Raw genomic sequence first — 18,007 nt, forward strand, 5'->3', positions numbered from 1 at the left:
TGCTCAAGATAGAGAAGAGATTCCTTTTTGTAAATCTAATTAATAATTTTTTGTTTTCCGGGCCCTGTTGCGGTGCAAAAATTTTACAAAAGGGTAATTTTACATCCCGGCTTATCATATAACAAGTTCCATTAGGAGAGTAAAAAAATTTCCAGCTCTCCTAACGGAAAGAGTGTCTTGAATGAGGGGATGATGGATAGATAATAGTTTAGCTTTTGAAAAGCCAGGACCAAAACCATTCCCAAAGATCCATGAGCCAGGCAAATAATCTACCAAGGATCCCAGTATGGGAATATCTTCTTAATAGCTTTTGAGCCCTTTCCTGTTCTTCCGGGGTAAACGGTAGCCGTACATTGTTTTCTTCGGCTTCGATCAAAACTCTTTCTTTTTTACTTCGTACATCGACAATCCGAACATCAACATATTCCCAGCCCAGAAGTTTTACACATTCTAGGCGTCTTTCGCCGGAGACTAATTTATTGTCCAGGTCGATAATGATCGGATGCAAAAGTCCTAAGTTTTGTATGGAAGATTTTAGGCCATGTAAGTCGCCCAAATCTTTACGAATGCGGTTCTTTACCTTAATATCGGAGACCCGAATTTTCATCTAAGAAATGCTTTTTTCACCGTATAAATCCTACAAACCAATTTCAGAAGTTTTGACTAAATTTCCTTCCGGACCCTTCTGGGATCGGAAAAGGTTGGGTCGGATTCACTTGACAGTGACGACTTGCATAGGTTTATAGTTTTAGGCGGGGAAGATTCTCCCCTTCGAAATAATTTTAACAGGAATTACAATCGAATGTCCCTTCAAGACTTCATCTTTACCTCGGAATCCGTATCGGAAGGACATCCGGACAAGGTTTGCGACCAAATTTCCGACGCAATTCTGGACGCTTATTTAGCTCAGGATCCTAAATCCAGGGTAGCCTGCGAGTCTCTAGTAACTACAAACCTAGTGGTTATCGCCGGGGAAGTTACCAGCAAGGGAAAAATCGACGCGGCTGAGATCGCAAGAAATGTGATCAAAGAGATCGGCTATAATGATATTTCCTTAGGATTTGACGCTGAGTTTGCAGTAGTTTCTTCTCATATTCATGCCCAAAGCCCTGACATTTCTCAAGGTGTTACCGAGGGAGAAGGTCTGTTTAAAGAGCAAGGAGCCGGTGACCAAGGTTTAATGTTCGGGTTCGCGATCGACGAAACTCCTGAACTTATGCCTATGCCTATCTATTACTCTCATGAGTTAGTTAGACATCTGGCTGGATTACGTCATAACGGTAAGTTGAATTGGCTTCGCCCTGATGCAAAGTCTCAAGTAACTGTAGAATACAAAAACGGAAAACCTACTCGTATAGACACCGTGGTTATTTCTACCCAACATACTCCTGAAGTTTCTCACAAACAAATTGAGGAATCCGTAATTGAAGAATGTATTAAGAAGGTAATCCCTGCAAACTTCTTAAAAGATACGAAATATTTTATCAACCCAACAGGGCAGTTTATCATCGGTGGGCCGCACGGAGATACAGGTCTGACAGGACGTAAGATCATCGTGGATACCTATGGTGGTTATGGAAGACATGGTGGTGGAGCATTCTCCGGAAAAGATCCATCCAAAGTGGATCGTTCAGCTGCATACATGGGTAGATATATCGCGAAAAACGTAGTAGCTGCAGGACTTGCTTCTCAGTGTGAGGTGCAGTTGGCATACGCGATCGGAGTTGCTGAGCCTGTTTCGGTTCACGTTGATACTTTCGGAACAGGTAAACTTTCCGAAGAAGAGATCGTAAAAAGAATTAAAGCAAACTTCAAACTGACTCCAAGAGGGATCACTGAGTCCTTACAATTGTTGGAGAAGGGAAGAAAATACAGGGAAACCGCTGCTTACGGGCATTTCGGAAGAAGTGGAGAAACATTCACCTGGGAAAGAACTGATAAAGCAGGAGCATTGAAAGGTTAATGGGAGCAGTATCCGCATCTAGCGCAGATCAAAAAGCAACGAGAGACGGTTACGGAGACGCATTGCACGAATTAGGTGCTGAGCGTACCGATATCGTAGTACTAGACGCGGATCTTTCCGGTTCTACTAAAACCAATAAATTCGCGAAGGCATTTCCAGATCGTTTTTTTAACGTAGGGGTTGCAGAGCAGAATTTAGTGGGACACGCAGCCGGACTCGCACTTTCAGGTTACGTTCCATTTGCTTCTTCTTTCGCGATGTTCTTATCCGGAAGAGCTTGGGAAGTAGTTCGTAACAGCGTAGTTTATCCTTTCTTAAACGTAAAATTAGTAGCTTCTCACGGTGGAATTACTGTAGGTGAGGACGGAGCTTCTCACCAATGTATCGAAGATTTTGCCACTATGAGAGCCATTCCAGAAATGGTTGTGATCTGTCCTTCCGATTATAACGAAACCAAACAGATCATCCATGCAATCGCAGATTATAAGGGACCGGTTTATGTAAGAGTGGGCCGTCCTAATCTTCCTTTGATCGAAAGAGAAAATTACAAATTCGAGATCGGAAAAGCGGAAGTGATGAGAGAAGGTAAAGACGTTCTTATCATTGCAAACGGAGTTCTTGTAAACGAAGCGATGATCGCAGTAAAAGAACTGGAAGCAGAAGGCATCCAAGCGACTCTTTTGAACATGGCGACCATCAAGCCTATCGATAAAGAAGCTATATTAAAATATGCTAAACTTTGCGGTGCAGTTGTCACTTGTGAAGAGCATAATGTGATCGGTGGATTAGGTTCCGCAGTCAGCGAATTCTTATCCGAGGAACATCCTGTGAGAGTTCTGAAATTAGGAATGAAGGACACATTCGGTAAATCCGGGACTTGGTCCGGACTTCTGGATTATTTCGGGCTCAGATCTAAAAACATAGTGGAACTAGCGAAAAAAGCAGTCCAATCCAAATAATCCCTCGGCTGCCGCTCGGGACGCGTATATTCGGTTATGCCTAACTCACCCTCAATAGAAGAAACCACCACAGAAGATCCGGTGCAAATCGGAGGCCCCTGGAGAGTGGTTTTATGGGATGATAACGAACATACCTACGAATATGTGATCACAATGCTCATGGATGTATGCAAGATGACTCCAGAGCAAGCGTTCGGTCATGCTGTAGAAGTAGACGCTCAAAAAAAAACTGTAGTGTTTGCCGGAGAATTAGAGCACGCAGAACATATCCAGGATTTGATCTTAAATTACGGACCGGATCCGCTTTTGCCCGCTTCTAAGGGCTCTATGAGCGCAACTCTCGAAGAGTGACGGTAATAAAAAACCCGGCTGAGTGCCGGGCCTTCAAAGAAGTGTTATTTCTTCTTAATTAAGATCTTTCTTTCGATTTCGAAAATTTTCTCAGGAAGTTTTTCCTTACCGTGTTTTTTCTTATCGTTCTCTTTTAAGAATAGATCCGCTCCGAATTTTTCGAAGGCGTCATTTGCCTTGATGTTTTTCAGACCGATGAACTGAAGATGGACTTCTCCCGCAGGGATCCCAAATTCGGTTCCTCTATCTTTTACGGAAAGAACTCTGGTGATCGCAGTTACAGTGTCTCCGCTGAAAGAAGGTTGAGTATGATATCCTTCTGTGAATCCAAGATCCCAAATAACATTCTCAGTTACATCTCTGGAAGAAAGTCCGCATAACCATGCAAATACGAGTCCTCCGTAAACGACAGGTTCTCCACCCATTGGTCCGGAAATTCCGGAAGAGTAAAGTTTGTCGTAATGAAGCGGGTGAGTATTCCCAACTCTGTACGTCCAAGGGAAGTGTTCGTCAGTGATAGTTCTTCCGTTTTGGTGGATATAGATCTGACCAGCTGCGAAATTTTCGAAATAAGTATCCGTCCAAGTAGCCGTCTCGAAACCTTTCGGGAACTTTAGCTCAGGAAGTTCGATCACCGGGCTATCAGTCTCCGGGAAGAAAGCATCTTTGATCACCGGTTTAGGAGTTCCTTTCGGTTTTCCGTTGGAGTGATAGATCATGATCTTTCTTTCGTATTGAAGTACTAATTCCTTGTTTTGGTTCAAACAGATTGTGCGAACATGAACAATCCCCGGTTTGTCCGGCCCTTTATCATCTATTTTGATAATTTTGGTTTTAGCAGAAAGAGTATCTCCTGGATACACAGGTTTCAGGAATTGAACGTCATAGTATCCAAGGTTCGCGAGTGCTTTTTCGGAATCGTTTTGAACTCCCAAGGAAAGTGCCACGTTGAACACCATCAAAGGAGAAACTAATAGATCCTTAAATCCGTGAGCTTGTGCATAAGGAGCGGAAAGATAAAGTGGATTTGCTTCCATAAAAGTGGTAGCAAACTCTTGGGCAAAAGAACGATCGATCGTCAGTTCTCTTGGATGTTCGAAAATTGCACCTTCTGTAAATTCTTCCAGATATCTGCCGTAAATGCCCCGTTTTACGGTTCCGGTTTCCACCGGAGTTTTAGGACCTAGTTCCGCGAAGGGGGAAGTAGGGATTTTAGCCATAGTGAGAACTCCTGCTTCGTTTTTAGTTTCTTCCAGGATTTTGAGATCCTCCGCTCGGAAAAGGCTTTTTCGGTCTAATAAGTCCCGAAATACCCGTCCAGTTGGGTTCTGGATCCAAAACGGAACTCGGAAATTTGGATCTCTTGTTTCGTAAGCTCCGGATTATTGTCCTTCTCCCCAAACATATGATTCCATGTGTTTACATACAGAATGGGCAGTGAGTTCCGATTTTCTAAAAAAGAAGAAGAAAGTATCCTGTCCTTATGGACGACTGGGTCCTCTTGGAAGATTTGATCTCCTGAGTAAACATTCTTCAGATCCAATTGGAAAGTTTTACCATCTGGATCCAGTCGGACTAAAAAGGTTTCTATGTCGTAGGTCCTACCATAACGTATCCTTCTGTAGACCCTATAGAAAAAATCCTTCCAGCTGCTTGGATGGATCTCATCTCGAAACACTAAACTGATTTCCCATTCGAATCCAATCGGAGTGATATTGGCCTTACAGTAGATGCCTACAAGATCATTCCCGGTCTGCACATCTATCTCAGGTTGGGATAATACGAAAAGATCCGACTTGGGGCAGATCCCGTCTGTGTTTTTGAATACAGGCAAAGGCGGACTCGTGCAGCCTAAATAAAGAAAGAATAGTGGGACCAGAAGATAAGATTTCATGAGAGGATCGAGATGGAGGAATTCGAATCAGTTTTTCAATCTTGTCAAGATGGAAAATAGGTGCTTTTCCATTCGGGAAGAGAAAGTCTGGAATCGATGAGTTCCTTAATTCTATTCAGAGAATTTCCCCAAATTGCACTTTCTGCCCAAAAGGAGAAGGTGAGAGAAAAGATCCAAAACACTAAAAAGGTTTTGGAAGAAGTTTTACAGAAGAAGGATGTAAATTATGAGTCTGTAATACGACCTCTGAACGATTCTATGGAAGAATTGCAGGAAGAATTTACTGTACTTTCTCACCTAAATAGTGTTAAAAATAGTGAAGAAACCCAAAAACAATATACTGAGATCCTCCCTGAGATCACAGAATTTCATACTGAACTGGGTCAGAACGAAGAATTATTCAAACTATACTCTCAAATTTATGAGAAAGAAAAATCTTATTTAGACAGGCCTAAGAACAAGGTCTTAGAAGACGCGATCCTACAATTCAAACTGGGAGGAGTCGGACTTCCAGATGATAAAAAAAGTCGACTGCAAGAAATTCAACTCAAGCTTTCCGATCTTTCTAATCAATTCTCTCAAAATCTTTTAGACTCCACAAATTCTTTCGAAATGAAAATCGAATCCGAAGAAGATGTAAAAGAAATTCCTGAATCAGACAAGGCATTGTATAAAAACGAAGACGGGACTTACACATTTACTCTTCAGTTCCCGAGTTATAATTGTTATATGACCTATGGAAGCAATCGTTCCAAGAGAGAAGAATTATATAAAGCATACGTAACTAGAGCTTCGGGAAATGGAAAAATTTTAGAAGAGATACTGGCTCTCCGAGATGAGTCTGCAAAATTACTCGGATATAAAAATTATGCAGAATCTTCTTTGGCGACTAAGGTAGCGGATTCTCCGGAGCAAGTGTTGGACTTCCTACAAAAAATTGGAAAACTTGCAAGGCCGGTAGCCGAGAAGGAAATCTCTGAACTCAAAAAATTTGCTGGGACACTTGGTATTTCCGACTTTCAGGCATTCGACAGCGCCTATGTTTCGGAGAAGTTAAAGAAGAAGGATTATGATTTTGACGAAGAGCTGACCCGTCCTTATTTCGAAAAGAATACTGTGGTAAAGGGAACCTTCTCCTTTTTGGAAAAACTTTTAGGATTAAAATTCGAGAAGACTGAGGCTCCCATTTGGGATCCTAAAACGGAAGTCTATCATGTAAAAAACGGCTCTGAAATTATCGCAAGATTATACTTGGACTTGGAAGCTAGAAAGGACAAACAAGGTGGGGCTTGGATGAATCATTGGGAAACTAGAAATAAACTTTCTGGTAAAACAATCCTTCCTTCTGCATTCGTGGTTTGTAATTTTCCTCCTTCTAAGGATGGCGCTCCTTCTCTCTTAAATCATTCTGATGTAGTAACATTTTTCCATGAGATGGGACATGCACTCCACCATCTATGTGCAAAAATTGAAGAGCCTCCCGTAAGCGGTATCAACGGAGTAGAATGGGACGCAGTGGAATTTCCTTCCCAGTTTTTGGAAAATTTTGCTTACGAGCCCGAGGTGTTGGATTTTTTTGCATTCCATTATGAAACAGGAAAGCCAATCCCGAAGGAACTAGCTCAAAAGTTAAAGGATACCAAAAACTTTCTGGCGGCAATGGGAGTGGTCCGACAATTAGAATTCGGAATTTTTGATATAAGGATCCATCTCCAAAAATATTCGGAAGCGGAAGTGCAGAATATATTGGATACTGTTCGAAAAGAAGTCAGTGTTCTTTTTCCACCTGGATATAACAAATTCCAGAATGGATTTGGTCATATTTTCTCAGGAGGATATGCAGCAGGCTATTATAGTTATAAATGGGCAGAACTTTTAGCAGCAGACGCGTTTTTTGCGTTTAGATCCAAGGGAATTTTTGATGAGGATCTGGCGGTAAAATATAGAACCGAGGTTTTGGAAAAAGGAGGCTCCGAGAACGCAATGGTGCTATTCAAACGTTTTCTTGGACGAGATCCTGAACCGGACGCTCTATTAAAACTCTATGATTTAGTAGCCTAAGAGATCTTAAGAAAGTTTTTTGCGGAAACTTTGAAGCAATTGTTCCGTGCCTGAAAGTAGTAATTCTACCTGGTCGGAATCAATATTATAGACCACATTCGTCTTTAAAGAGTCTTTAAAGGCGTTTGCGTCTATCGTTTTCTGATCGTAACTATCCTTTAAAAAATTGTACCATCCGGCTAGGATCACTTTTAAGTGAGGAAGTTCTTTGATAGGGACCGAAATGACTTTCTCTGCTTCCATAAAGACACCAGCAAGTTAATTTGCGAACTGAACCAGTCAACTAGGTTTTTTTCAAAATGCAACAACGCGGCATAATTTTTCATTTTGAAATGAAAGTTCTTTATTTTCTGAATAGAAAACGCAGCGCACAAAATCTAAGTTTAGATCCGCTCTATTTGCGGAGTCTTTTTAAAGCTTTCATTACGACTGACTTCGGTTTGTCCACTTTTACCGCATTCGGATTCTGCATCATCATATCCAGATATTCTTGCAGTTCCGGAATTTCGAAGAGCGGATTCGGAGAGATCCAATCTGCGATATGATCGCTTATGATCTGAAAGGTGGCAAACGCAGAACAATCCGCCGCAGTGAATTCTTTTCCAGCGATGTACGGAGAAAATTTTGCCACTCTGGAAAGCGCTCTCGCTCCTTTTTGGATGGAGAGTCTTGTGAATTCCACAGTTTCAGGTGAGATCGTTTTACCTTCTACGATCGACTCGTACAATCTGCGGGCAGGGATATCTATATAATTTTCGATGAAAGATATAATCGTTCTAACTTCAGCCGCTTCAAAGGGATCGGAAGGGATCAAACGTTTGGTGTTGGGATAAGCATCATCTAGGAATTCCAGGATAGCTTGGGACTCTACCAGATATTTTCCATCTACTTCTAAATAAGGAATTTTTCCCATCGGGCTTTTTTGCAGGAACTCCTCATCTTGAGAAAAACCGGTGCGAATCTCTTCGAACTCCAAACCTTTTTCTAAAAGTGCCAATTTGACCTTATTCGTATAATTGCTGATCGGGTAACCGTATAGTTTTATCATAAGAGCCTAGGATCATCCAATCAGAAGCAAAGTGGTAAAGTCTTTTTCATGAAAGATCAGAAAGAATAGGAACTTGGATGAATTTTCAATTTCTACTTTCCTGAAAGGAAATCTAAATCTAAAATTGGCAGCGAAAAAACACTTATAGTCTTTTGAAAAGGAATCTTCCAAATCATGAAAAAAACAGCATTAATTACCGGAGCAAGCGTAGGCATCGGTTATGAAATTTCTAAATTAGCCGCAAAAGATGGTTACGATCTGATACTCGTAGCAAGAAATCTTAAAACCTTAAACTCCGTAAAAAAGGAAATGGAAAGTTTAGGAGCGAATGTAGAAGTCCTTTCCGCAGATTTATCCGACCCGAAGTCTCCTAAAAAAATTTACGACTTCGCTAAAAAGAAAAAAGCGATTGTGGATCTTCTGGTGAACAACGCAGGCTTCGGGACAAACGGAAAATTCCATTCTTTAGATCTGAAAGAAGAATTGGATCTGATCCAAGTCAATGTGACTTCTCTTGTGGAGTTGACTCATCTGTTTTTGAAGGACATGAGAGAAAGACATACGGGAAAAATTTTAAACGTGGCTTCTACTGCAGCTTTCCAGCCTGGTCCGATGATGACAAATTATTATGCTTCCAAAGCATACGTTCTATTCTTTTCGGAAGGTATTGCGGAAGAAGTCCGGAAAGATGGTGTGAATGTTACATGTCTTTGTCCTGGGCCGACTAAAACAGAATTTTTCAAAAGAGCGGAGATGGATAAGTCTGCGATCTTGAATAGCGCTCTTGTGCCCAAGGCAGATGCGGCTTATGTTGCAAAGATTGGTTACCAAGGCGTTAAAGCAGGCAAGGCGGTTGTAATCTCAGGAATGGCAAACAAGGTAATGGCACAATCTATTCGGATCACTCCTAGGTTCTTGGTCCGTAAATTGGCAAAATTCTTAAATACAGTAAACTAGATAGAAGAGTGTGGGGATATGCAAGAAACGATTTTGGACAAGGCGGTTCCTTTTTTCTTAGGGCTAGCTTTGGTGGAATTTATATGGGGGAGAAGGAGATCCATCTATAGATGGAACGACTCTATCTCCGATTTGGCGACTGGGATCTTATACTCTTTTACCGGAGTTATAATCACTTTAGGTGCCATTATTCTATATGACAAAATTAGAATATACTATTCTATCCAAAGTCTTTTTCATGTAGCGGAATTTCCGTCTTCATCTCCTTTTGCAAAAACTGCTAACGGCTGGGAATTCAATTTAGGATCATTTCTTGCATGGACGTTTGTTCTGATCGCTGTGGATTTTATTTATTATTGGTTCCATCGGGCAACTCATGAGATCCATTTTCTCTGGGCCTGCCACGTAACCCATCATTCCAGCGAAGAATTTAATCTGACTGTTGCACTTAGACAATCCATGTTCCAGAGAATTTTCGAATATGCTTTCAATCTTCCGTTGGCTCTACTCGGAATTCCTTGGTGGATGTTTTTTATCTGTCACGGGATCTTAAAGATCTATCAATTCTGGGTCCATACTAGACTGGTTGGAAAGCTTGGCTGGATGGAAAAAGTTTTACTCACTCCTTCTCATCATAGGGTCCATCACGGAAGAGATCCGGAATATTTGGACAAGAATCATGGAGGAATATTGATCCTCTGGGATCGCATGTTCGGAACGTATGCGGAAGAGAAGAAGGAGCCGATCTACGGACTAACGGAACCTCTTCCTACATTCAATCCTATCTGGGCAAATTTACATGTATATGTTTCTCTTTGGAATTTAGTGAAGGCCACTCCTGGTTGGAAAGATAAACTTCTTCTTCTTATTAAAAAACCCGACTGGAGACCTGATTCGTTAGGCGGAGAGAAGAAGGTACCTGAAATAAACAGGTCCACTTATACAAAATTCGATCCGTCTATTTCTAATTCCAGAAAGGTATATGGAGTTTTACAGTTCATAGTTCTTGCGGGACTTTCCGCTTACTTATTAAAACTTTTAAAATTAGGAAAGATGTCTCTGGCCTTGTATTCAGGCTTTGGAGTTTGGTTTTTCTTTGCATTCTTAAGTTTGGGTCTAGTATGGAACGGAAGAGCTAAGATGGAAAAATGGGAAGTCCTGAAGTTTGTGTTATTGTGTCTTCTAGTTTGGAATCTAAAATAATATTTTAGTTCGTGTAACAAACAATATAGCCTGATTCTATCAGGCGAAGTGAAAAGCTTCGCTTGATCAATCCATACCTTCTTCTAAAGATTGCCTAGGAATCAAAATCCGAATTTGAAAAAGAATATCATTGGGAGGCAAGCTTGAATTCACCGCTTCAATTCGAATTACCAGAGGAATTACAACAACTCAGAGAACTGGTCAGGGACGTAGTCAGAAAGGAAGTCGTTCCGAACAGAATGCACTACGACGAAAATAACGAGTATCCGAAAGCTATTTTACAAAAATTTAAAGAAGCAGGATTGTACCAGGCTTTGTTCGACGAAGAACATGGCGGACTAGGTTACGGAATGATGGGAGGTATCGTCCTCGCTGAAGAAGTTTCCTGGGGGTGTTTGGGAGTAAATACCGCATTCACTTCCACAAAACTAGGAGCTTTGCCGATCGATGTGGGAGGGACCAAGGCTCAAAAAGACAAATGGCTTCCTCTTCTTGCTTCAGGCGAAAAAACTGCTGCATTCGGTTTATCCGAACCTGGTGCAGGTTCCGATGTTCCTGCGATGGCGACTACCGCAGTGAAAAAAGGGGACCGTTATGTTCTGAATGGGACCAAACAATGGATCAGTAGTGCCGGCCAAGCTGATATTTATACTGTGTTTGCGATGACTGATAAAGACAGAGGCCCAAGAGGGATTTCATGTTTTATCATAGAAAAAGGAACCAAAGGATTTTCCTTCGGAAAGAAGGAAGATAAACTGGGGATCAGATGTTCTGAAACAAGACAGCTCATAATGGAAGACTGTGAGATCCCGGAAGAAAATCTTTTGGGTGGAAAAGAGAATATGGGATTTTTACATGCGTTCAAAACCCTTATACTTTCTAGACCTGCAGTCGCAGCCGGTGCGGTTGGGCTTATGCAAGGTGCATTCGATGCTGCAATTGAATATGCAAGAGAAAGAGAGCAGTTCGGAACAACGATTGCTTCTTTCCAAGCGATCCAACATATGCTCGCCGATATGGCAATCAAGATAGAAGGTTCCAGACTTTTGACTTACAAGGCTGGAGTGTATGCGGAAACTTTCCATAAAGATGCGGCAAAATTTTCTGCAATGGCAAAATGTTATGCATCCGATTCCTCAGTCCAAGTGGCATCCGACGCGGTGCAAATTTTTGGCGGCTACGGATACACCAAAGAATACCCTGTGGAAAAATTTTACAGGGATGCTAAGATCCTACAGATCTACGAAGGCACAAGCCAGATCCAGAGGAACGAAATTGCCGCAGGACTCATAAAAGATGCGGCATCCAAAAACAAAAAAGGGTAAAATTCTCTTTTAGTCTCCAAGGGGAGAATTTTGACTTGCTTGCCGATCCGGCAGAAGTCAAACTTTTCCCTCCGGTTTTTTAAAAAGAGTGAAAAGACTTTTAGACATTCAGAATTTTTTGTCTTGGAGAGTTTTTTGTAAACTCTCGTTCACTTTTTTGACCTTTTCCATTTTCAGTCCGGTTTTTGCGTTCGATCCGTCTTCTCTACCTTATGATGGGATTTCTTTGGTTTCCTATGCGGAAGTTTGGGCGGACGAAGAGGGTGATACAGGCTTCGAAAAAATGCAAAAGAAAGAGTTTTATCCTCTTTCTTCTGCGAGTTTGGGATATTCGGATCTGACTCATTGGTTCAAGATCCCCATAGAAAACAGATCTTCTCATTCAGTTTCTTGGATTTTGGAAATCCATTATAGTCAATTGGACAAGGCAGAATTGTATCTTGCCTCCAAAGGAAACAAGGTTTTGTTCCGAGGCGGAGATAGAATCCCTTTTGGTGAAAGACCTATCCAATATAGATTTCCGAGCTTTCCTTTAGAGTTAAAAGCCGGAGAGAAGGACACAGTCTATCTAAAGATCCAAACCAAAAGTTCGGTCAACTTTGCCGCCTTTGCGTATAAGTCTGAGGATTTTTTCCATAATATAAGCAATGAGCAGATATTACTCGGGATCTATTTCGGATCTCTTTTGGTAATGGCTTTATATAATCTGTTTTTGTTCTTATCCACAAAGGAAAAAACGTATTTGGCATTTTTCGGATATGTTGGTGCCGGAGTGCTCGCACAGTGGTCCCTTCAAGGATATTCTTTCCAATTTTTCTGGCCGAACTCCGTGGTGTGGGCAAGTCATATCATCACTTCTTTTACGTTTTTGGTCTCCGGGACCACTGCGGATTTTATTAGGTTCTATTTTGATGCTCCCAATAATTATCCGAATTCCAACAAATTACTAAAGGGAATATCAATTTTATCTTATATACTTGTTGTAGTCGGATATTTTTTCCCATTCGGTTTCGCATTGGCACTTTATGTTTTTCTGTCTACGATCACTTTGGTTGCGATCTTATATTTGGGCTTCCAGGGATTTTCGAGGAATTTAAGACCTGCGCTTTTCTTTTTGGGTGCCTGGTTTGTATTAGTTACGGGAGCGTTTGTATTTATTCTCCGGTTTTCCGGTATCATTCCTCATACAATCTCTTTAGCGTATTGGGGGGTGGAGATCGGAACTGCAATGCATATTCTTCTCTTGGCTTTAGCTTTAGCGGATAGAGTCAATGATCTCTCCAAGGATCTTTCCTCTAAGGTAGAAGATTTGAATGAAGCTAAACAAGCTATAGAACAGTCCGAGCTTAGATTTAGGAATTTGTTTGAAGGAGCAGAAGAACTTCTTCTTACATTGGACCAGGAGGGGAATATTAAGGACGCAAATCGTACTCTTTCAAGACTCACTGGCTATAAACCTGCGGAAGTAGAAGGTAAAAATTTCTTAGATCTGATCTATACTGTAGATACCCAGGAAGGTTCAATCGTTCTTCTTCTCGCAAAAGAAAAATTAGAAGAACATTTAAGGGCCAGAAAGACGGTCGAATTCCATTCTGAGTTCAAACAGAAATATGTAATGGAACCTAAACCGGTAAAGATCCGTCTCCAATCTTTTGAGAGTGAAGCTGGAAGAAAGGTTCTTGGTAAAGTTTCGGAGATCTCTGAAGACATTTTATCCCGCTTTTTGATCTCGGAGAGTATGCATTTTACGGTGAATAATTATCTTAGAAATGCGGATATCCTGAGTAGGCAACTTACTTCTAACCTAAGCCAGTTCGCCGGTTCCGAAGTGATCACTGCAATTCGAACTTGCCTTAGAGAAGTTTTGATCAATGCGATCGAACATGGAAATTTAGGGATTAGCTTCGATGAAAAAACAGAAGCGATGAAGTCCGGAAATTATATGGAATTCATCCAAAAAAGGCAAAGGGAGGCTTTTTACGGGGCAAGGAACGTAAAAGTAGCTTATTCCCTAAATTCGAAACGGATCGGATTCGAGATAGAAGATGAGGGGGAAGGTTTTGATTTTAAGAAGATGTTAAATTTGGACGGAGAAAAACTAAACGAGGAAAGTTATACACATGGTCGCGGGATAATGATGACCCGGAAAGTTTTCGACGTGGTAAAATTTAACGAAAAAGGAAATAAGGTCCTCTTAATCAAATATCTTCAAAAACCTCTCAAATATAAAAGAGAACCGAGCTTCTTAGATATTGATTAATATTTACTAACTTATAAAGTTTAATCCAATTTTACGGTTGATCTGATTTTTGATCAGGTTAGATCATTGGTTCTGATCGTAATCATTTGCCGAGAGGTTTAAGTATTCTTATGAAACATTTATATCTTATTATTTTTCTTTTGATTCCAGTTCAAATATTCTCTTGGGATTTGGAGAAGGATAAGAATGGGATCACAGTCCATACGAGACCTGTAGAAGGTTCGGAACTAAAAGAGTTTAGAGGAAAAACAAAACTCAAAACGGATCTGAATACTGTGATCTCTCTAATGGAAGACAATCCGAATTACGTGACTTGGTTCAAAAATTGTAAACATGCGGAAGCGGTTAAAGTTTTAAATACAAGAGAAAAGTATATTTATATTCAGAATGGCGCTCCTTGGCCTGTGGATGACAGAGACTTTGTGATCCACACTACTTTCAGCCAGGACAAAACAACTGGGGCTGTGACTTATACAATTCGACCTATCGCAAATATTGTCGCTGAGAAAAAAGGACTAGTGAGAGGTACTCTCAAAGGTTTTTGGAAATTTGTGCCGGTAGGAGACGAGATAGAAGTCACGTATCAAATCCTAAGCGAACCGGGTGGAAGTATTCCTGCTTCGATAGCAAATTTTGTAGTAGTGGATATTCCTTATGAAACTTTAAGGAAAATGAAAGAGAAGGTGACCGAGTCTAAGTATGTCAATTCTCCCAAACATCCGGATCTGATCCTTCCCGTTCCTAAATAAGTAAATTAGGATTTTATAATTTATAATTAACACCGAAAAATAGTCCGCCATACGCGGACTGCATGTCCAACTTTCTGGAATATTGGTTGGAGAGTAGTATATTGTCTTGGTTAGCTGATTCAGTTAGTGGGGAAACCCTGCCGTCTTGTCTCACATAGAAGGACGAGGTATCTCCGTTAAAGGAACCGTCAAAGGAAGTGATATTGATCCAGGCTAAATAAGTTCCGAAACTTAGGCTGACTCGTTCGTTGATTGGATGGATCAATGAACCTTCCAGTCGGAATTCCAACCCACTTCCTCTCATGTTTCCATTTTGTTGGTAGTATTCTTTTCCGTTTGTTGCGTAACCTTTTGTCACCCACAAAGCTCTTGTGATCCCGAGTCCTAACCCGGTCTCCCAACGGAAGTATCTGTTCAGTCTACCTTCTTGCCAGACCATTCCTAAAACGTAAAAACTTTCCATTTGGAAATTCAGGTTCGTATAAAAAGGCTCGGAAGTTAAATTCGTGAGATGAAACGGATCGAAATATCTATATCCTCCGATCATCCCGATCTTAAAATTTTCGCTCAGTCTGGTCCTCGCTAAAAATTCTCCTTGGATACTTCCTCTTGTGTTTTCCTGCTTTGTTTGGCTGGCCACTAGAGGATTCAAGTTGGAACTAAAACCGTTTAAATTCTGATCGAATCTATTCGGCCCTCTCATTCCAAAACCGAATCTAGCTCCGAATTCCCAAGTATCTGAAGGCTCGGAAACCCTGTTTTCAGGCATTTCCTTCAGTTTAGGGGTTGTCGTGACGCTTTCTTCCGCTCCTAAGGAAATCATTCCAAACAAAAGCCCAGTCATGATGATCGAATAGAAATTTGCTCTTCTTCCACTGGGGCCGGACGGCTTTCTAAAAAGGAGTGGTTTTGGGACTGTATGCGTGAAAACTGTGTAGGAACCCGGCATGCTAGCAGAATTTTCCGGGGGAAGAATTGTAAAAGCCTTTATTTTTAAGGAAAAGATGGATTGGAATGCTGACAACTAAACTATTTCCGTTCTTGGATTTGGATCTTTTAAAACCGTATTTTTACTTTTTAGTTTTTATAGGGTTATACCTAACCATTCGATTAAAGTTTCCACAAATTCGTTTTTTATTTTTAGCGTTTAAAATTTTTTCCGGGAACATGGACTATAAAGGTTCCCGAGGACGTTTGGTACATTCTCAAGCATTTTATGCCGGAACTGGTTCCTCTTTACTTCCTGGAGCAGTACTCGGTTCCGCATTAGCATTGGTACTGGCAGGTCCGGGAGTTTTAGTCTGGATTTGGCTTTCCAGTTTTCTGATCATGCCACTTCGTTTTGTTTCTTCTACACTCGCGATCCGATTCAGGATTAAATTAGAAAGCGGAAGATATCTTTCGGGTCCAATGTATTTTATCGAAAAGGCACTTAGAGCTAGATGGCTCGCTATTGCTTTTTCTTTGGCCTGTTTGTTGACTGTACTTTCAATGGGAAGTGCAATCCCGGTTTTAGGAGCTTCCTTTTTAGCGCAGAATGGACTGGATATCCAAGGGATGACTGTTCCGTTTTTGATCTCCATCATAGTCGTGTTCGTAGTGTTAGGTGGGATCAGAAGGATTGGAAGAGTTTCTTCGTATATTGCTCCTATAGGCCTTATTCTATTTTTCTTAAGTTATGTTCTATTGTTTAGAGATCATTTAGGAAATTTTTATGCATTCTTAGAAGCAGTCTTTAAGGAAGCGATGCAACCATTCTCCTTGCTGCTTGGAGGAGGTTTTTCTCTTGCAAGGATTTTCAGTACTGGAACTGGAATGTTCTTCTTATCCACTGAAACTGGGATCGGAAAAAGTGCAGGGGTAGCTGGAGTGGTTCGTACTGATTCCGCTGCAAAGCAGGGGATTGTGAGTATGCTCGCAACATTCTTCGAAGGTTTTGTGATCTCTACTTTGGTGATCTATGCATTATTCTCCTTTGGGGTAAAGGACCTTGAGTCTGTTAAAAATTTCTTATTCGTATTAATAAACGGTCCTACTGATCCTGCAAGACTTGCTTTGATTGCATCCTTCTTATTATTCTCCATAGTTGCAATCTCCGGATGGTTCTATACTGGAGAACAAAACGCTCGTTATATCTTCGGAGAAAAATTCGCAAACGCTTATCGGATTTTATTCGTAGCGTCTTTGCTTGGTTCAGCATACGCGTATGTCCAATATGGAGAAGGGTTTCTATTACAAGTATTCGGTATCGGTTACGGGCTTGCGCTTATTACCGCCGTGCCGGTTCTAATTAGTTTGGTTCTTTTGGCTAAAGTGGCCCAGGGTGAACTCCGGAAATTCTTGGAGGGTGGGGCACATTACGAAATCTTTAAGGACTTTTACCTCCTTCTTCTTTCTATTCTGCCGAAAAACTTGGTTTCTTTGCTCTTTGGGATCTTGGCTGCTTTAAGACTGCCTAGATTTATCATGATCCCGATCTTAAAGGCATTTGCAAAAGCGTATAAGATCAACCTGAACGAAGCGGAGCTCGAGATCCAAGAGTATAATTCCTTAAACCAATTTTTCACAAGAGCCTTAAAGGCCGGTGCAAGGATTATAGACTCTGCGGAGAATGCGCTTGTTTCTCCTGTGGATGCAAGGATCACAGGATTCGGTGATATTAACGACCAAGTGATCCTTCAGGCAAAAGGTGTGGATTATAACCTAAAAGAATTGATAGGTGGGGATAAGTATCTTTCCAAATTCCAGAACGGAAAATATATCACATTCTATCTTTCTCCTCAGGATTATCATAGGATCCATTCTCCTGCATACGGAAGAATATTAGGATATTATTATGAACCTGGAAAACTTTTTCCGGTAAACGAATTGGCAGTGTTTGGGATCAGAGGCCTTTTCCCTAAGAATGAAAGGTTGATCACATTTTTGCAAACCGAATTCGGACTGGTTGCGGTAATCAAAGTAGGTGCTTCGAATGTAGGTCGTATCCGTGTAACTTACGACAAAAAGATCATCACTAATACTTTGATCCGAACTACTAAGGAAGAAGATTATAAAGACGTTTCCATTATGATCGAAAAAGGTGCGGAACTGGGAAGATTTGAAATGGGTTCCACAGTGATCTTGATCCTGGAAAGAGATACTTTTGATTTTGCTGACCTTCCTCTTAACGAAAAGGTAACCTACGGAACCACGATTGGAACTTTCAGAAAACAGGTCTTAAAACTTCCTAGATAA

At 41.0% G+C, this 18,007-nt stretch carries 16 protein-coding genes; 10 read left to right on the forward strand and 6 right to left on the reverse strand.

Features of this window, described 5'->3' with window-relative positions; translation table 11 throughout:
• Positions 1–208: 208 nt before the first annotated feature.
• Positions 209–607, reverse strand: coding sequence for a ParB N-terminal domain-containing protein (locus CH352_RS10615; protein ID WP_100707096.1), 399 nt, complete (start codon positions 605–607; stop codon positions 209–211).
• Positions 608–802: 195 nt separating this feature from the next.
• Between CH352_RS10615 and metK the strand changes: the two genes are divergently transcribed.
• The 3 genes from metK to CH352_RS10630 are packed head-to-tail and all read left to right on the forward strand — an operon-like array spanning position 803 to position 3,273.
• Positions 803–1,963, forward strand: a complete 1,161-nt coding sequence (gene metK / locus CH352_RS10620; protein ID WP_100707097.1) for a methionine adenosyltransferase — start codon at positions 803–805, stop codon at positions 1,961–1,963.
• Positions 1,963–2,922, forward strand: coding sequence for a transketolase family protein (locus tag CH352_RS10625; protein WP_100707098.1), 960 nt, complete (start codon positions 1,963–1,965; stop codon positions 2,920–2,922). Before metK ends, CH352_RS10625 begins: the two co-directional genes overlap by 1 nt.
• Positions 2,923–2,958: 36 nt before the next feature.
• Positions 2,959–3,273 carry an ATP-dependent Clp protease adaptor ClpS gene (locus CH352_RS10630; protein ID WP_100707099.1) on the forward strand — a complete coding sequence of 105 codons (315 nt, stop codon included), beginning with the start codon at positions 2,959–2,961 and terminating at the stop codon, positions 3,271–3,273.
• A 44-nt stretch (positions 3,274–3,317) separates the two neighbouring features.
• Here CH352_RS10630 and CH352_RS10635 read toward each other — a convergent pair whose 3' ends face one another.
• Together CH352_RS10635 and lsa23 are read right to left on the reverse strand one after the other, a co-directional pair.
• Positions 3,318–4,493 carry a MaoC family dehydratase gene (locus tag CH352_RS10635; protein ID WP_100707100.1) on the reverse strand — a complete coding sequence of 392 codons (1,176 nt, stop codon included), beginning with the start codon at positions 4,491–4,493 and terminating at the stop codon, positions 3,318–3,320.
• Positions 4,494–4,567: 74 nt separating this feature from the next.
• On the reverse strand, positions 4,568–5,167 hold the full coding sequence (lsa23, locus tag CH352_RS10640) for a surface adhesion protein Lsa23 (protein WP_100707101.1): 600 nt from the start codon (positions 5,165–5,167) through the stop codon (positions 4,568–4,570).
• Positions 5,168–5,263: 96 nt separating this feature from the next.
• Here lsa23 and CH352_RS10645 point away from each other — a divergent pair, with 96 nt between their 5' ends.
• Positions 5,264–7,228 (forward strand): M3 family metallopeptidase, encoded by a 1,965-nt coding sequence (locus CH352_RS10645; RefSeq protein WP_207766689.1) that lies wholly within the window; start codon positions 5,264–5,266, stop codon positions 7,226–7,228.
• Between the two features lie 6 nt (positions 7,229–7,234).
• On the opposite strand, the gene CH352_RS10650 is transcribed toward CH352_RS10645, so the two are convergent.
• Together CH352_RS10650 and CH352_RS10655 are read right to left on the reverse strand one after the other, a co-directional pair.
• Positions 7,235–7,471, reverse strand: coding sequence for a hypothetical protein (locus tag CH352_RS10650; protein WP_086446559.1), 237 nt, complete (start codon positions 7,469–7,471; stop codon positions 7,235–7,237).
• A gap of 151 nt (positions 7,472–7,622) precedes the next feature.
• The gene (locus CH352_RS10655) at positions 7,623–8,276 is read right to left on the reverse strand and encodes a glutathione S-transferase family protein (protein WP_100707103.1); all 654 of its coding nucleotides are present in this window, start codon (positions 8,274–8,276) and stop codon (positions 7,623–7,625) included.
• 174 nt (positions 8,277–8,450) lie between these two features.
• On the opposite strand from CH352_RS10655, the gene CH352_RS10660 reads away from it, so the two are divergent.
• From CH352_RS10660 to CH352_RS10680, 5 genes are all read left to right on the forward strand, one after another.
• Entirely contained in the window at positions 8,451–9,233 is a 783-nt protein-coding gene (locus tag CH352_RS10660; protein ID WP_100707104.1) for an SDR family NAD(P)-dependent oxidoreductase, read from the forward strand.
• 18 nt (positions 9,234–9,251) lie between these two features.
• Positions 9,252–10,436: a sterol desaturase family protein gene (locus CH352_RS10665; RefSeq protein WP_100707105.1), complete on the forward strand. Its 1,185-nt coding sequence runs from the start codon at positions 9,252–9,254 to the stop codon at positions 10,434–10,436.
• 143 nt (positions 10,437–10,579) lie between these two features.
• Positions 10,580–11,761: an acyl-CoA dehydrogenase family protein gene (locus CH352_RS10670; RefSeq protein ID WP_008592059.1), complete on the forward strand. Its 1,182-nt coding sequence runs from the start codon at positions 10,580–10,582 to the stop codon at positions 11,759–11,761.
• An 88-nt stretch (positions 11,762–11,849) separates the two neighbouring features.
• A complete protein-coding gene (locus tag CH352_RS10675; protein ID WP_100707106.1) occupies positions 11,850–14,021 on the forward strand; it encodes a 7TM diverse intracellular signaling domain-containing protein in 2,172 nt (723 codons plus the stop codon).
• 110 nt (positions 14,022–14,131) lie between these two features.
• Positions 14,132–14,770 carry an START domain-containing protein gene (locus CH352_RS10680; RefSeq protein ID WP_100707107.1) on the forward strand — a complete coding sequence of 213 codons (639 nt, stop codon included), beginning with the start codon at positions 14,132–14,134 and terminating at the stop codon, positions 14,768–14,770.
• Positions 14,771–14,783: 13 nt separating this feature from the next.
• Here the strand turns inward: CH352_RS10680 and CH352_RS10685 are convergent, their stop codons facing one another.
• Complete coding sequence (locus CH352_RS10685) at positions 14,784–15,719, reverse strand: LIC_11366 family protein (RefSeq protein ID WP_423789709.1); 936 nt, start codon at positions 15,717–15,719, stop codon at positions 14,784–14,786.
• 65 nt (positions 15,720–15,784) lie between these two features.
• Here CH352_RS10685 and asd point away from each other — a divergent pair, with 65 nt between their 5' ends.
• On the forward strand, positions 15,785–18,007 hold the full coding sequence (gene asd / locus CH352_RS10690; protein ID WP_100707108.1) for an archaetidylserine decarboxylase: 2,223 nt from the start codon (positions 15,785–15,787) through the stop codon (positions 18,005–18,007).

Origin of the sequence: Leptospira hartskeerlii (assembly GCF_002811475.1) — a bacterium.
In the GTDB taxonomy this organism is placed as follows: domain Bacteria; phylum Spirochaetota; class Leptospiria; order Leptospirales; family Leptospiraceae; genus Leptospira_B; species Leptospira_B hartskeerlii.

Bases quoted from the DNA above. Each gene is read 5' to 3' on its own strand.
- CH352_RS10615 (WP_100707096.1), bottom strand. From the start codon at position 607: ATGAAAATTCGGGTCTCCGATATTAAGGTAAAGAACCGCATTCGTAAA.
- metK (WP_100707097.1), top strand. From the start codon at position 803: ATGTCCCTTCAAGACTTCATCTTTACCTCGGAATCCGTATCGGAAGGA.
- CH352_RS10625 (WP_100707098.1), top strand. From the start codon at position 1,963: ATGGGAGCAGTATCCGCATCTAGCGCAGATCAAAAAGCAACGAGAGAC.
- CH352_RS10630 (WP_100707099.1), top strand. From the start codon at position 2,959: ATGCCTAACTCACCCTCAATAGAAGAAACCACCACAGAAGATCCGGTG.
- CH352_RS10635 (WP_100707100.1), bottom strand. From the start codon at position 4,493: ATGGCTAAAATCCCTACTTCCCCCTTCGCGGAACTAGGTCCTAAAACT.
- lsa23 (WP_100707101.1), bottom strand. From the start codon at position 5,167: ATGAAATCTTATCTTCTGGTCCCACTATTCTTTCTTTATTTAGGCTGC.
- CH352_RS10645 (WP_207766689.1), top strand. From the start codon at position 5,264: ATGAGTTCCTTAATTCTATTCAGAGAATTTCCCCAAATTGCACTTTCT.
- CH352_RS10650 (WP_086446559.1), bottom strand. From the start codon at position 7,471: ATGGAAGCAGAGAAAGTCATTTCGGTCCCTATCAAAGAACTTCCTCAC.
- CH352_RS10655 (WP_100707103.1), bottom strand. From the start codon at position 8,276: ATGATAAAACTATACGGTTACCCGATCAGCAATTATACGAATAAGGTC.
- CH352_RS10660 (WP_100707104.1), top strand. From the start codon at position 8,451: ATGAAAAAAACAGCATTAATTACCGGAGCAAGCGTAGGCATCGGTTAT.
- CH352_RS10665 (WP_100707105.1), top strand. From the start codon at position 9,252: ATGCAAGAAACGATTTTGGACAAGGCGGTTCCTTTTTTCTTAGGGCTA.
- CH352_RS10680 (WP_100707107.1), top strand. From the start codon at position 14,132: ATGAAACATTTATATCTTATTATTTTTCTTTTGATTCCAGTTCAAATA.
- CH352_RS10685 (WP_423789709.1), bottom strand. From the start codon at position 15,719: ATGCCGGGTTCCTACACAGTTTTCACGCATACAGTCCCAAAACCACTC.
- asd (WP_100707108.1), top strand. From the start codon at position 15,785: ATGCTGACAACTAAACTATTTCCGTTCTTGGATTTGGATCTTTTAAAA.